11 protein-coding genes and 1 tRNA gene are annotated in these 13,715 nt (G+C 69.6%); 6 read left to right on the top strand and 6 right to left on the bottom strand.

Annotation, left to right across the window (positions count from 1 at the left end; translation table 11 throughout):
* The first annotated feature begins 8 nt into the window (after positions 1 to 8).
* Both ffh and BUE42_RS04120 read left to right on the top strand, forming a co-directional pair.
* Entirely contained in the window at positions 9 to 1,388 is a 1,380-nt protein-coding gene (gene ffh, locus BUE42_RS04125) for a signal recognition particle protein (RefSeq protein WP_073462982.1), read from the top strand.
* A 139-nt stretch (positions 1,389 to 1,527) separates the two neighbouring features.
* Positions 1,528 to 2,259 (top strand): DUF2726 domain-containing protein, encoded by a 732-nt coding sequence (locus tag BUE42_RS04120; RefSeq protein ID WP_073462981.1) that lies wholly within the window; start codon positions 1,528 to 1,530, stop codon positions 2,257 to 2,259.
* Between the two features lie 12 nt (positions 2,260 to 2,271).
* Here the strand turns inward: BUE42_RS04120 and ftsY are convergent, their stop codons facing one another.
* A complete protein-coding gene (gene ftsY, locus BUE42_RS04115) occupies positions 2,272 to 3,327 on the bottom strand; it encodes a signal recognition particle-docking protein FtsY (RefSeq protein ID WP_073462979.1) in 1,056 nt (351 codons plus the stop codon).
* 106 nt (positions 3,328 to 3,433) lie between these two features.
* Between ftsY and BUE42_RS04110 the strand changes: the two genes are divergently transcribed.
* Positions 3,434 to 3,510, top strand: a tRNA-Met gene (locus BUE42_RS04110).
* Positions 3,511 to 3,575: 65 nt separating this feature from the next.
* Here BUE42_RS04110 and BUE42_RS04105 read toward each other — a convergent pair.
* From BUE42_RS04105 to BUE42_RS04095, 3 genes are read right to left on the bottom strand one after another with little or no spacing between them, the layout of a single operon-like run.
* Complete coding sequence (locus BUE42_RS04105) at positions 3,576 to 4,301, bottom strand: head GIN domain-containing protein (protein ID WP_143171287.1); 726 nt, start codon at positions 4,299 to 4,301, stop codon at positions 3,576 to 3,578.
* Complete coding sequence (locus tag BUE42_RS04100) at positions 4,298 to 5,074, bottom strand: LytR/AlgR family response regulator transcription factor (RefSeq protein WP_235002082.1); 777 nt, start codon at positions 5,072 to 5,074, stop codon at positions 4,298 to 4,300. The genes BUE42_RS04105 and BUE42_RS04100 overlap by 4 nt, the downstream gene beginning before the upstream one ends.
* Complete coding sequence (locus BUE42_RS04095; protein WP_073462975.1) at positions 5,071 to 6,204, bottom strand: sensor histidine kinase; 1,134 nt, start codon at positions 6,202 to 6,204, stop codon at positions 5,071 to 5,073. Before BUE42_RS04095 ends, BUE42_RS04100 begins: the two co-directional genes overlap by 4 nt.
* A gap of 201 nt (positions 6,205 to 6,405) precedes the next feature.
* On the opposite strand from BUE42_RS04095, the gene BUE42_RS04090 reads away from it, so the two are divergent.
* The 3 genes from BUE42_RS04090 (at position 6,406) to BUE42_RS31445 (ending at position 10,010) form a co-directional block, all read left to right on the top strand.
* Positions 6,406 to 6,657: a hypothetical protein gene (locus tag BUE42_RS04090; protein WP_073462973.1), complete on the top strand. Its 252-nt coding sequence runs from the start codon at positions 6,406 to 6,408 to the stop codon at positions 6,655 to 6,657.
* Between the two features lie 40 nt (positions 6,658 to 6,697).
* The gene (locus BUE42_RS04085; protein ID WP_073462971.1) at positions 6,698 to 7,720 is read left to right on the top strand and encodes a pirin family protein; all 1,023 of its coding nucleotides are present in this window, start codon (positions 6,698 to 6,700) and stop codon (positions 7,718 to 7,720) included.
* Between the two features lie 163 nt (positions 7,721 to 7,883).
* Positions 7,884 to 10,010: an RICIN domain-containing protein gene (locus tag BUE42_RS31445; protein ID WP_083613861.1), complete on the top strand. Its 2,127-nt coding sequence runs from the start codon at positions 7,884 to 7,886 to the stop codon at positions 10,008 to 10,010.
* 256 nt (positions 10,011 to 10,266) lie between these two features.
* Here the strand turns inward: BUE42_RS31445 and BUE42_RS04065 are convergent, their stop codons facing one another.
* Both BUE42_RS04065 and BUE42_RS04060 read right to left on the bottom strand, forming a co-directional pair.
* Complete coding sequence (locus BUE42_RS04065) at positions 10,267 to 11,430, bottom strand: PepSY-associated TM helix domain-containing protein (RefSeq protein WP_073462968.1); 1,164 nt, start codon at positions 11,428 to 11,430, stop codon at positions 10,267 to 10,269.
* Between the two features lie 2 nt (positions 11,431 to 11,432).
* Positions 11,433 to 13,655, bottom strand: coding sequence for a TonB-dependent receptor (locus BUE42_RS04060; RefSeq protein WP_073462966.1), 2,223 nt, complete (start codon positions 13,653 to 13,655; stop codon positions 11,433 to 11,435).
* Positions 13,656 to 13,715: the final 60 nt, after the last annotated feature.

Raw genomic sequence — 13,715 nt, 5'->3', positions numbered from 1 at the left:
TTCGCCCCATGGCCTCCACCCTCACCGATCGCCTGAGCCGGCTCGTCAAGACGATGCGCGGCCAGGCCCGCATCACCGACAGCAACGTGACGGACATGCTGCGCGAGGTGCGCATGGCGCTGCTCGAGGCCGACGTGGCGCTGCCGGTGGTGCGCGACTTCATCGCCCGCGTGAAGGAGAAGGCGCTCGGCGCCGAGGTGGTCGGCTCGCTGTCGCCCGGCCAGGCGCTGGTCGGCATCGTCAACCGCGAGCTGGCGGCGACGATGGGCGACGGCGTCTCCGACATCAACCTCGCGGCCCAGCCGCCGGCGGTGATCCTGATGGCCGGCCTGCAGGGCGCCGGCAAGACCACCACCACCGCCAAGCTGGCCAAGCACCTGATCGAGAAGCGCAAGAAGAAGGTGCTGACCGTCTCGGCCGACGTCTACCGGCCGGCCGCGATCGAGCAGCTGAAGGTGGTGACGAAGCAGGCCGGCGCCGAATGGTTCCCGTCGAGCGCGAACGACAAGCCATTGGACATCGCGCGCGCCGCGCTCGACCACGCGAAGCGCCACTACTTCGACGTGCTGCTGGTCGACACCGCCGGGCGCCTGGCGATCGACGAGCAGCTGATGAACGAGATCCGCGAACTGCACGCCGAGCTGAAGCCGGTCGAGACGCTGTTCGTCGTCGACGCGATGCAGGGCCAGGATGCGGTCAACGTCGCGAAGGCCTTCAAGGACGCGCTGCCGCTGACCGGCATCGTGCTGACCAAGACCGACGGCGATTCGCGCGGCGGGGCGGCGCTGTCGGTGCGCCAGGTGACCGGCGCGCCGATCAAGTTCGCCGGCGTCAGCGAGAAGATCGACGGGCTGGAGGTGTTCGACGCGCAGCGCCATGCCGGCCGGGTGCTGGGCATGGGCGACATCGTCGCGCTGGTCGAGGAGGTGCAGAAGGGCGTCGATGTGGCGGCGGCGCAGAAGCTGGCCGAGAAGCTGAAGTCCGGCGACAACTTCGACCTGAACGACTTCCTGTCGCAGATCAGCCAGATGAAGAAGATGGGCGGGCTGTCGGGCCTGATGGACAAGCTGCCGACCCAGATGACCGCGAAGGCCGGCAACCTGGGCCAGGCCGACATGGACCGCGCCGAGCGCGACGTGCGTCGGATGGAAGGCATCATCAACTCGATGACGCCGCTGGAGCGCCGCAAGCCCGAGCTGCTGAAGGCCACCCGCAAGCGCCGCATCGCCGCCGGTGCCGGCGTGCAGGTGCAAGAGGTCAACCGGCTGCTGAACCAGTTCGAGCAGATGCAGGGAATGATGAAGAAGATGAAGGGCGGCGGCCTGATGAAGATGATGAAGCGCATGGGCGGCATGAAGGGCCTGGGCGGCCCGGGCGGCCCGCGCTGAGAACGACTTGTCACATCCCACCCCGAACCGGTGGGCAGGTAACTCGCTGCAACCGCCTCGCAGGCGGCACAATGATTGACCCCGCGCGCGCTGACCGCTAAGGTCCGCGCTGCCCCCCAACAAGGACCTGGACCTCGAGATGGAATTGCTGTTGATCGCCGCCCTGGTGCTGGTGGGCGGCCTGGTGATCTGGAAGATGAACAACCGCAGCGCCAAGCCTGCCGCCAAGCGCAACAAGCCGCGCTCGCTGGAGGCGCTGGACACGCTGCAGTCGTGGCAGCCGCAGGCCACGCGCATCCTGACCACCGCCGAACGCAAGGCCTACCTGGCGCTGCGCGGCGGGTTGCCGGAGCACATCATCCTGGCCCAGGTGCCGCTGGCGCGCTTCGTCAAGGTGCCGACGCGGCATTCGTATTCGGAGTGGCTGCGCCGCGTCGGGCTGCTGTGTGCCGATCTGGTGGTCTGCGACAGCAGCTCGCAGGTGATCGCGGTGGTCGACATCCGCGCGCCCGAGGCGCAAGAGAAAGAGCGCACCTCGCAGCGCCACAACCGGATGGACCGCGTGCTCGAAGCCGCCGGCATCCCGCTGCACGTGTGGCGCGAGGATGCACTGCCGAGCGCGACCGGCGCACGCAACGCGATCATCGGCAACAAGGCGAGCGAGAGCACGCCGTCGACCCATGCACCGTCGACGACCGCCGGCTACCAGCCGGTCGGCCGCCACCAGGCCGACGAGGACGACGGGCTCGAGATGCGCGAACCGCCGCCGTCGACGTGGTTCGACGACATCGATTCGGCGCCGGCACCGCTGGCCCCGGCCGCCCCCCCCGCGAACATCCCGCGCTCGGGCAACTCGCCCCGCATCCGCTGATTCAACGCCGAGTCAATCCAGCAGCGCCTGCGCGAACTCGCGCGCGCTGAAGGTCTGCAGGTCTTCGAGCTTCTCGCCGACGCCGATGAAGTAGACCGGGATCGGCCGCTCGCGCGCGATCGCCGCCAGCATGCCGCCCTTCGCGGTGCCGTCGAGCTTGGTGACGATCAGGCCGGTGAGGCCCAACGCGTCGTCGAATGATTTCACCTGGGCCAGCGCGTTCTGCCCGGTGTTGCCGTCGATCACCAGCAGCACCTCGTGCGGTGCGCCGCCCTGCGCCTTCGCGATCACGCGCTTGATCTTCTTCAGCTCCTCCATCAGGTGAAGCTGGGTCGGCAACCGGCCGGCGGTGTCGGCGATGACGACGTCGCAGCCGCGCGCCTTGCCGGCAACGACCGCATCGAAGCTGACCGCGGCCGGATCGCCATCGGCCTGCGAGACGATCTCCACCGAGCCGGCCTGCTGCGCCGGCACGTCGGCGCGTTCGGCCCACACCGCGAGCTGCTCGCGCGCGGCGGCGCGGAAGGTGTCGGCCGCGGCCAGCAGCACCTTGCGGCCGCTGTCGGCCAGGTGGCGCGTCAGCTTGCCGATGCTGGTGGTCTTGCCGGCGCCGTTGACGCCGACCACCATCATCACGGTGGGTGCGTGCTCGCCGACGCGCAGTGGCTTCTCGAGCGGACGCAGCAGGTCGGCCACTGCCGCGGCGAGCAGCACCTTGACCTGCGCGGGATCGCCGGCCTTGGACTCCTTCACGCGGCGGCGCAGGTCGCCGAGCAGGAACTCGGTCGCCTTGACGCCGGCATCCGCCATCAGCAGCGCGGACTCGAGTTCTTCATACAAGGCCTCGTCGATCTGCGTGCCGGTGAAAACCTGCGCGATGCTGGAGCCGGTCTTGCGCAGGCCGCCGCGCAGCTTGTCGACCCAACTGCGGCGCTCGGGTTCGGGCGGGACGATGACCGGCAGCACGGCCACCGGCGGGGCAGCGAGCGCCGGCGCGGCAGCAGGCGCCCCGACGGGCGGCGGCGCAGCATCGGCGGGGGCCGGCTTTTTCTTGAAGAAGCTGAACATTCGTGGAGGGTCGGTCGGGTGAGGGCGAGAGTGTGAAGGGTCCCACGACAAGGAGTGCCGAGGTGGACCGAAAGTGCCAAAAACCCTGGTTATAATCTGAGGCTCAGGCGCTTTAGCTCAGTCGGTTAGAGCGACGGAATCATAATCCGCAGGTCCGGGGTTCGAATCCCTGAAGCGCCACCAAACAAGCAAGCCCGCACGAACATCAGGTCGTGCGGGCTTTGTCTTTTGGGGTGCCGGCCGGCGTGTCAGGGCTTGTCCCCTCGCGCCGTGATGTTCCCCATCCCCGACACCGAGCGCCGCACCACCGGGTGGCCCCAGAAATCGACCTTGCCCGCACCCGAGATCGCGAGCTGCAGGTCGTCGATCACCCACAACTCGGCATTCGCCACGCCACTGATCGCCACCCTCGCCCGCGTGGCGCGCAGCTGATCGGCCACCAGCTTGCCGCGACCCGAGACGTTGAGCCCGAGCTGCTCGACCCGGCCGGCCAGGTGCCCGTCGCCCGAGCCCGAGATGTCGAACTGCAGCTGACGCACCGCGAGATCGTCGAAGCGCACGCTGCCCGATCCGGAGATGCCGATCACCAGCTGGTCGCCGCGGATCCGAGCCGGCGCCTGCACCTCGCCCGCGCCGGACAGCATCACGTGGGTCAGCTGTCGAAGCTGCACCTCGATCGCCGGCCGGTCCTCGCGCCAGAACTTCCAGCCGCCGGCCGTGCGGATGCGCAGGTGCCCGTTGACCACGTCCACCTCGACGCCCTGCTGCGCCAGGTCGTCGCCGGCGATGAACACCTGGTCGCGCTCACCTTGCGTGATCCGGATGCGTGCCGTGCCGTCGATCTCGATCTGGTCGAAGGGCCCGGGCGCGTACATGCGGCCGACCGGTGCCGGCTGCGCCTGCGCGCACACGCCGATCAAGCCCATGGCCAGTGAAGAAACCAGCGCGCCGAACCCGATCCGCAGCGCCCTCACAGCGATTGCTCCCGCAGCCGGCGCGACACGTCGCGGTTCGCCGTGATGCGGCTGCCGTCGCGCATCTGCACCACCAGCTGCGAGTTCTCGTCGGGCGTCATCGCGTCGACGAAATCGAGGTTGACGATGCAGCCGCGGTGCAGCCGGATGAAGCGCGCCGCATCGAGCCGCGGCTCGAAGCTGGCGATCGGCAGGCGCACCAGGAAACTGCGGCCGCGGCTCACCAGCGCGGTGTACTTGGTGTCGGACTTCAGGTACTCGATCTGGTCGACGTGCAGCGGAAAGATCTTGCCCTGGTCGCGCACCAGCACGCGCGTCAGCGGCTCGGCCGGCGCCTGCTCCAGCGCGTGCACCGCCTGTGCCGTCGCCTCTTGCGCCTGCGCCGCGCCCGAGGCCAGCGCATGCTCGACCGCCTCGACCAGCCGTTCGCGCGCGAACGGCTTCAGCAGGTAGTCGACCGCATGCAGCTCGAAGGCCGCCAGCGCATGCTCGTCGTACGCGGTCGTGAAGATCACCGTCGGCCGCTGCCCGTCGTCGGCCAGCGCCTTCATGACCTGCAAGCCGCTGAGGCCCGGCATGTGGATGTCCATCAGCACCAGCTGCGGCTGCAGCGCACGGATCTGCGCGAGCGCCGCCACGCCGTCGGCGCAGGTGGCCACCAGCGTCAGCTGCGGCATCTGCGCGACCCAGTCGGCCAGCGCCTCGGCGGCCAGCGGTTCGTCTTCGGCGATCAGCACGCGCGTTTTCGTCATGTCGTTCGTCATGTCGTTCATTGCGGTATCCACAAGTCCACCCGGAAGCCGGCACCGGGCGCGGTGTGCACGCGCAGGCGGGCGCGTCCGTCGTAGTCGAGCGCGAAGCGGCGCTTCAGCGCGTTCAGGCCGATGCCGGTGCGCGGCGCATGGCCGTCGGCAGGGGCGCCGGGGTCGGCCAGCCGCGCCGGGTCGCAGCCCGGGCCGTCGTCGGCCACGGTCAGGTCCAGCCCGCGGTTCAGCCCGTTGCGTTCGCTGACGATGCGGATGCAGCCACCCTGCAGCCGCGGCGCCACGCCGTGCAGCACGCTGTTCTCGACCAGCGGCTGCAGGCTCAGCGGCGGGATCTCGTCCTGCAGCGTCGCCGGGTCGAGCTGCCAGTCGATCCGCAGGCGCGCGCCCAGGCGCAGGCTTTCCAGCGCCAGGTAGTCGCGCACGAAGGCCACCTCGTCGGCCAGCGCGACGCGGTCGGCCGCGCTGCGCTTGGTGTCGAGCACATAGCGCAGCATGCCGGCAAAGCGCATCAGCGCCGCTTCGGCGGCCTGCGGGTCCTTGCGGGTCAGCGCGATCAGCGTGTTCAAGGTGTTGAACAGGAAATGCGGGTTCAGCTTGCCGGTGATCGCCGCCAGCTCGGCCTGCGCCAGCGCCGATTCGGCCTGCGCGGCGGCCAGCGCGGCGCGCCGCGCGCGGCGGGCTTCGAGCAGAGCGGTGAAGCCGGTCGCGATCGCGGTGTACACGACGGCGCCCCAGATCGCGCGCCACAGCAGCGTCTGCGCGAACACCGCGAACGCGTGGTCGGCACCGAACAGCAGCAGCGAGGTCGTGAAGTCGAGCGCCTGCCACAGCGCACCGAACAGCAGCGCGCATGCGGTGTGCAAGGTCACCGTGGCGAAGGGGGGCAGCGTGCGCGGCTGCAGCCAGCGCACCCACGGCAGCACGAGCGCGCCCAGCAGCATCGCCGGCCACAGCTGCAGTGTGGCCTGGTAGACCGCCTCCCACAGCTGCCAGATGCCGCGCTGGAATTCGGTGCCGGCCAGCACGTACAGCAGCCACGACAGCAGGCAGCCGGCCGCGTAGACGAGCCAGGGCTTCCAGTCGGTGCGGCGTCGGGGGCCGCCCGGGGTCGGGGCGGGGTCGCTGTGGTCGGGCATGGGTGGATCTTAGGGAGTCGCGGCCGATGCCGCGGGCTGCTGCGACCGATCGCCGGATGGCGGGCTCGAAGTGCGGCTGCGGGTGAAGCACCCCAACGCATGCCGAAACCCTTCCCGCCCCGCGGCCTTGAGCGCCGAGGTGGCTTGCGCGGCCGGCTTGCAGTTCAATCGACCGACCGATCCCTGCTGAAGGAGACCTCGATGGAAAAGCGTCTGCATCAACTGGAAACCCTGCGCCTGCATGGCGACGACGGGCGCGACTACGTCGTGCACGGCTTCGAGCACCTGGCCCGGCTCGACGCGGCGCCCGGCCTCGGCGGCGACTGGGAGCCGACCGGCGAGTCGGAATACCGGCTGGCCGATGGGCGGCCGGTCACGGTCGACGCCGACGGCGTGATGTCGATCGCGCAGAACGGCGTGCGGCTCACGCAGCCGGTGTCGAGTACGGCCTGAGCACCTGCAACCCGTCGCGGTTTGAGGGACACTGCCGCGCATGCCCGGTGAATCCATCCTCCATGTCGGTGCCCTCGGTTTTCCGTGGGAGACCCTCGACCCGTTCCTGTTCTGCGTCCACCACGATGACGCCTACCCGCGCGGCAATGCGCAGTTCGGCCCCGATGCGCTGCTGACCGGCCGCGACATGGGCCAGGACTTCGCCGGCCTCGACGGCTGGCGCATGTACCACGGCATGACGGTGCCGGGCTTCCCATCCCACCCGCACCGCGGCTTCGAGACGGTGACCATCGTGCGCCACGGGCTGGTCGACCATTCCGACTCGCTCGGCGCGATGGCCCGCTTCGGCGGCGGCGACGTGCAATGGCTGACCGCCGGCCAGGGCATCGTGCATGCCGAGATGTTCCCGCTGCTGAAGCGCGACGCGCCGAACCGGCTCGAGCTGTTCCAGATCTGGCTGAACCTGCCGGCGCGCAGCAAGATGGTGCCGCCGCATTTCACGATGTTCTGGTCGGAGCAGATCCCGCATCGCACACACACCGACGACGGTGGACGGCAGACCGAGGTCGTCTGCATCGCCGGCCGGCTGGACGGCGTGGCCGACCCGCTCGCGCCGCCGCCCGATTCATGGGCCTCGCAGGCCGAGGCCGACCTCGCGATCTGGACCCTTCGCATGGCACCGCATGCGCGCTGGACGCTGCCGGCCGCGCAGGGCGACGGCACGCGGCGCAAGTTGTACTTCTTCGTCGGCAGCGCGGTGACGGTCGATGGCGTCGCGGTCGATCGCCATGCGGCGATCGAGCTGCGCGCCGGCGCGCCAGTCGAGATCGTCAACGGCGCCGAGACGGCCGAGTTCCTGGTGCTGCAAGGCCGGCCGATCGGCGAGCCGGTCGCGCAATACGGCCCGTTCGTGATGAACACGCAGCAAGAGTTGCAACAAGCCTTCACCGATTACCGCCAGACCGGCTTCGGCGGCTGGCCGTGGAAGGACAACGCGCCGGTGCACGGCGCCGAGCCGAAGCGCTTCGCGCGCCGCCCGGACGGCAGCGACGAGCAGCCCTGAGCCGGTCCATCCGACATCGTGTGACGAATCCATCGGTCATGCCGATGGGTTCCTGTCGCCGTGCAAATGCCCTGCGGTCAGCTCTTGTATCGAGTCGTGGCTTGCGTTAAATGGAAACGCTTCCATAGTGCGGCCCTCACACACGACATGAGGGGACACGCCGATGACCACGCTGAACCGGGCAGCACTCGCCTGCCTGCCATTGCTGTTGGCCGCTTGCGGCGGCGGCGATGCCCCCTCTTCCTCCGCGAGCGCCGAATCCGCCGCCCATGAGCAGGCCGCCGCGCTCGCGGTGCCCGCCGTCGCGGCCGGCCGCTACGTGCTGAAGAACGTGCAGAGCTCGAAGTGCGTCGACGCGGTGCCGCCTGCCAGCGACGGCGGCGCCTTCGTGCAGAGCACCTGCAGCAGTGCCGTCACGCAGACCTTCGACCTGACGGTGCAGGCCGGCGGCAGCTACAAGCTGGTCGCGGTCGGCACCGGCCGCGTGGTGGATCTCGCCGCGAGCTCGACCGCCGACGGTGCGGTGATCCACCAGTGGACCAACAACGACACCAACGCGCAGCGCTTCGTGCCGCAGCGCAGCCAGGGCAACCGCTTCGCGCTGAAGAACGCCGGCAGCGGCAAGTGCATCGCGATCGACGGCGGCTCGCTGAACGACGGTGCCGGCTTGCGCCAGGCCAGTTGCAGCGCCAGCGGCGCGCAGCAGTTCCTGCTGTACCCGGTGTCGACCACCGGCCAGGGCGTGCTGGCGATCGGCCGCTATGCGCTGAAGGCGGTGCATTCCGGGCTGTGCATCGACGTCGAGAACGGCTCGCTCGACAACGGCGCGAAGACGGCCCAGGCCGCGTGCAGCCAGGCCGACCGCCAGCTGTTCGAGGCCCAGCCCGCCGCCGAAGGCACCTACAGCTTCGTCAACGTCAACAGCGGCAAGGGCCTGGACGTGAGCGACATCTCGCTCGACAACGGCGCGCTGATCCAGCAATGGGCGTATGGCGGCGGCGCGAACCAGCGCTTCGTGGTGACGAATGACGCCGGCGCACTGCGCATCGCGGCCCGCCACAGCGGACGCTGCATCGACGTGAGCGGCGTCAGCACCCTGCCCGGCGCGCGCATCCACCAATGGGATTGCCTGGGTGCGGCGAACCAGCGCTGGACGCCGGTGCCCGCCGGTGACACCCCCCCGCCGCCGACCGGTACCTGGGTCGGCACCTGGGGCGCCTCGCCGCAGGGCGGCAACACCAGCTTCAACCAGCAGACGCTGCGGCAGATCGTGCACACCAGCGTCGGCGGCGCGGCCGCGCGCGTGCACCTGTCCAACGTGTTCGGCAGCCAGCCGATCACGATCGCCAACGTGCACATCGCGCAGCGCGCCAGCGGATCGTCGATCGTCGCGGCCAGCGACCGCACGCTGAGCTTCGGCGGCCAGGCCACGGTGGTGATCCCGGCCGGGGGCGAGGCGGTCAGCGATTCGGTCGACTTCAATGTCGCCGCGCTGTCCGACGTGGCGATCAGCTTCTACATGCCGAACGCGACCACGGTCAGCACCGAGCACCAGACCGGGCTGCAGACCAACTACGTGGCGGCCGGCAACGTCAGCGGCAACGCGACGATCAATCCCAGCGCGACCAGCGGCAGCTACCGGGTGCTGACCAACCTGGACGTGTCGAACAGCAGCCTGCGCGGCAGCGTGGCGACGCTGGGCGCGTCGATCACCGACGGCGTCGGCACCAACTTCGACGCCAACCAGCGCTGGCCGAACGTGCTGGCGAACCGGCTGAACGCGGCCGGCATCGGCGTCGGCGTGCTGAACCAGGGCATCAGCGGCAACAGCAGCCTGCGCGACGGCGCCGGCCCGAGCGCCGAGAACCGCTTCGACCGCGACGTGCTGGGCCAGGCCGGCGTGAAGTGGGTGATCTATTCGGACGACCCGATCAACGACCTGCGCGGCAACCCGCAGCCCACGCTCGAGCAGCTGCTCGGCCCGCTGCAGCGGATGATCGCGAAGGCCCATGCGCGGCAGGTGAAGTTCCTCTGCTCGACGCTGACGCCGTACAGCGACAACGTCTGGACGCCGTCGCAGGAGACGACGCGGCAGGCCTACAACAACTTCGTGAAGAGCAGCGCGAGCGGCTGCGACGGCGTGATCGACCAGGACCTGGCCACGCGCGATCCGTCGAATCCGGCGCGCATGCTGCCGGCGAACGACACCGGTGACCACCTTCACCCGAACACCGCCGGGAATGCAGCGATCGCGAACTCGGTGAACCTGAACCTGTTCACGGTGAACTGAATGGTGTGAGCGAATCGGCGGAGGGAACGCCGATTGCCCGGGGGCCTGTGTCGCCAACGCACACAGGCTCCGCCATGACATCGATTCGGCCGCTTCTGCTGCACACCGTGCCGGAACCGCCGGCCGCGCCATCCGTGCCGCCGGGCGCTCCACCGTCCTTGCCCGAGATCGACGACCCGCCGTCACCGCACCCGGCGGATCCGGTGACCGAGCCGGGCGCACCGCCGCCGCCAGTCGCGAACCGGGCGCCCTGCGGTCAGGTTTGCGGCAAGTCCTGCGACGCCCCGGCCAGCCGCACGCCGGCCTCGTCGAGCAGCGACCTCGGCTGCCTGCGCTTGAACCACAAGTACAACCCGCTGCCCAGCACGACGATCGTGATGAGGTCGAGCAGCGCCCAGACGATCTTCAGCGGCAAGCCGCCGTAATCGCCGAAGTGCAGCGGCTGCGACAGCAGCAGCGTCGCGATGTACCACGGCACCTGCGGCGACGCGGTGACCTGTGCCGTCTGCGCGTCGACCATCACCGGCTGCAGCAGGCGGGCCGTCAGCGGCTCGGTGCCGCGCATGAAGAAGGTGTGGTGGTGCGGGCTCGAGAAGCTGGTGCCGGGGAACGCGATGAAGCCGACGCGCATGTGCGGCGCCTGCGCCTTGGCGGCGACCAGCATGCGCTGCGTCGGTGCGCGGGCGCCCTCCTCGACCAGCGGCTGGCCCTGGTAGGGCGCGAGCAGCGTGGTCAGCGCGTCGTACTGCCACAGCTTGATCAGCAGGTCGGCCCAGGTGTTGATCATGCCGGTGGCGCCGACGACCAGCGCCCACACCAGCGTGACGACGCCCAGCAGGTTGTGCAGGTCGAGCCACTTGACGCGCGCCGAGCGCTCGCGGCGCACCTCGCCGAAGCGCAGCTTGCGCATGAACGGCGCGTACAGCACCAGCCCCGAGACGATCGCCAGCAGCAGCAGCAGGCCCATCGCGCCGAGGAACAGCTTGCCCGGCAGACCGGCGAACAGGTCGACGTGCAGGCGCAGCATCACGCTCATGAAACCGGTGTTGACCGGCACCTCGCCGAGCACCCCGCCGGTGCGCGCATCGACCGCGATCGACTTGAAGTCCTGCGTCGGCGCGGGCGTCGGGGTCAGCGTGATGTGCCACAGGCGGTCGTCGTCCTCGGGCTGCGACGCGAACTGCACGATGCGCTCCGGGTACAGCGCGCGCGCCGACGCGAGCACCTGGTCGAGGCTGGCGCGCGGCGCGTCGGCCGGCATCTCCGGCGCCTCGATCTCGCCGCCGGTCAGGTGATCGATCTCATGGTGAAAGATCAACGGCAGGCCGGTCAGGCACAGCAGCAGCATGAACGCGGTGCAGACGAGGCTGCTCCACTTGTGCCACCACGACCAGGTCTTCAGGGCGCTGGCGCTCAGCATGGTCAGAAGTCGATGCTGGCGCTGAGCGACACGGTGCGCGGCGCACCCACCACCAGGTAGCCGTTGTCCGGATAGCCGCCGGCCGAGGCCCAGTAGTCCTTGCCTGTCACGTTGTCGACCCGCAGGCGCAGGCTCACGAGACGCTCCTGCAGGTTGAGCAGCCAGCGCGCGCCCAGGTCCAGCCGGGTCCAGGCCGGCACTTCCAGCGTGTTGGCCGAATCCGCGAAGCTCTTGCCGGTGTGGACGATGCGGCCGTCGAGCGCCAGGCCCTCGACACCCGGCACGTTGAACTCGGTGCCCAGGTTGGCCTGCACGCGCGGCACGCCCAGCACGCGCTTGCCTTCGGTGGCGGCGTTGCCGGTGGTCTGCTGTTTGGCGTCGAGCCAGGTCAGTCCACCGAGCAGCTTGACGCCGGGAGCCGCCTCGCCGAAGACGTTCAGCTCGGCACCGCGGTGGCGATCTTCGCCTTCCGATGTGAAGACCCTGGCCGCATTGACCAGCGAGCGCGGCTTCGTCGTCGTGAACAACGCCAAGCTGCCGCCCAGGCGCCCGCCGTCGAACTTCAGGCCGAGCTCGTTCTGCTTCGACACGTACGGATCGAGCGACTGGCCGGCATTCAACGGCGGCGGCGTCAGCCAGGTCGGTGCGGTCTCGCCCGGCGTCAGGCCTTCGACATGGTTGCCGTACAGCGACAACTGCTTGGTCGCCTTGTAGACCACGCCCAGCATCGGACTGGTGCGCGAGCGGTCGTAGCCGGTCTCGGCACCGCCCCCGTCGCCGTTGCGATCGCCGTAGCTGTAGCCCTTGACGTCGAACTTCTGGCGCCGCACCCCCAGCGTCACCAGCAGTTGGTCGTCCAGCAGCGACAGCGTGTCACCGATCGCGAAGCTGGTGAGTTGGGTGCGGTTGGTCAGCGCCGGCGAAGCGAGGTTGTTGCCGAAGCCGGCCGTGGCGCTCCATGCCGGCTCGGCGTACGAACTCGGCGTGTACAGGTTGGTCGCCAATGCCGCCGCGGGGTCGAAGGCATAGGCGTTCTTCGACTTCAGCCGGAACGCCGAATACGACACCACCCATTCATGTCCGACGGGCCCGGTGCGCAGCTTGCCGCGCAGGCCCAGTTCGGCGGTGTCGACGCTGTCTTCGCGGGCGTTGTCGAAGCGGTAGGTCGAACCGCTGCCGTCGTCGGCGCCGACCGTCAGGTTGGCGAGCGAGTTCGACTCGTCGCTGCGCCGCAGTCCATAGGCCGCCCAGGCGGTCAGCTCGGGCGTGAGATCGAACTCGCCGCGCAGCGTGCCGAACAGGTCGCGCTCGTTCGAATACGACCAGGGCTGCGCGAAGTTCGACGCGCCGTCCGGTGCCGAGGGCAATGCGGTGACGCCTGCCAACGTGACGCTCGGTCGCGTGCGCTTGAGCTGGTTGTCCTGGTAGCCGAGGTCGCCCGACAGCCGCACGTTACGGTCGTGCCAGTCCAGGCCGACCGCGGCGAGCCCCAGGTCGGCCTTCTCGTCGTCGACCGCGGTGCCTCCGGTGCGCCAGGCCGCATTGACGCGGATGCCGGCGCTGTTGTCCGGACCGAAGCGGCGCGAGACGTCGGCAGCGAGGTTCGCCTGATCGCCGCTGGCGATGCCGGTGGTCAGGCGCGTCAGCGGCTCGTTGGTGGCGCGCTTGGGAACCAGGTTGATCGTGCCGCCCAGGCCGCCGCCACCCGGCACCGCGCCGCTCAGGAAGGCTGATGCTCCGCGCAGCACCTCGACGCGCTCGAACAGTTCGGTGGCGATGTACTGGCGCGGCAGCAGGCTGTAGAGGCCGTTGTAGGCCACGTCATCCGAACCGAGGATGAAGCCGCGCATGAAATACGCCTCCTGGAAATTGCCGAAGCCGCGCGCCATGCGCACGCCGCTGTCGTTCTGCAGCACCTCGCCGACACTGCGCGCCTGGCGATCCTGGATCAGCTCGTTGGTGTAGCTGGTGATGCTGACCGGCGTCTCCATGTTGTCGCGCGTGCCGAGGATGCCGGCACGGCCGCCGCGGGCCACCTGGCCGCCTGCATACGGCTTGCTCAGGCCGGCCGCCGATGCGTCGGCGCTCGCGCTGATGTTGACCGTGGGCAGCGTCGTCACCGGCGCACTGGCAGCGGCCTCGGGTGCGGCGGCGGTCTGGGCCTGCACGACAGGCATCAGGCAGGCCAGCGCGGCGGCGCAGGCGATCGGCGTACAACGGTTCATGGGGATCTCACGATTGACAAATAGGAATCGTTCGCATTCTAGTGGAACGCGAAACGCCGC

This window comes from Rhizobacter sp. OV335 (assembly GCF_900142965.1).
GTDB lineage: Bacteria > Pseudomonadota > Gammaproteobacteria > Burkholderiales > Burkholderiaceae_C > Rhizobacter.
This window is presented reverse-complemented; position numbering and strand designations above follow the sequence as displayed.

Coding starts and splice junctions, on each gene's coding strand:
- ffh (WP_073462982.1), top strand. CDS start 9: ATGGCCTCCACCCTCACCGATCGCCTGAGCCGGCTCGTCAAGACGATG.
- BUE42_RS04120 (WP_073462981.1), top strand. CDS start 1,528: ATGGAATTGCTGTTGATCGCCGCCCTGGTGCTGGTGGGCGGCCTGGTG.
- ftsY (WP_073462979.1), bottom strand. CDS start 3,327: ATGTTCAGCTTCTTCAAGAAAAAGCCGGCCCCCGCCGATGCTGCGCCG.
- BUE42_RS04100 (WP_235002082.1), bottom strand. CDS start 5,074: ATGAACGACATGACGAACGACATGACGAAAACGCGCGTGCTGATCGCC.
- BUE42_RS04095 (WP_073462975.1), bottom strand. CDS start 6,204: ATGCCCGACCACAGCGACCCCGCCCCGACCCCGGGCGGCCCCCGACGC.
- BUE42_RS04090 (WP_073462973.1), top strand. CDS start 6,406: ATGGAAAAGCGTCTGCATCAACTGGAAACCCTGCGCCTGCATGGCGAC.
- BUE42_RS04085 (WP_073462971.1), top strand. CDS start 6,698: ATGCCCGGTGAATCCATCCTCCATGTCGGTGCCCTCGGTTTTCCGTGG.
- BUE42_RS31445 (WP_083613861.1), top strand. CDS start 7,884: ATGACCACGCTGAACCGGGCAGCACTCGCCTGCCTGCCATTGCTGTTG.
- BUE42_RS04065 (WP_073462968.1), bottom strand. CDS start 11,430: ATGCTGAGCGCCAGCGCCCTGAAGACCTGGTCGTGGTGGCACAAGTGG.
- BUE42_RS04060 (WP_073462966.1), bottom strand. CDS start 13,655: ATGAACCGTTGTACGCCGATCGCCTGCGCCGCCGCGCTGGCCTGCCTG.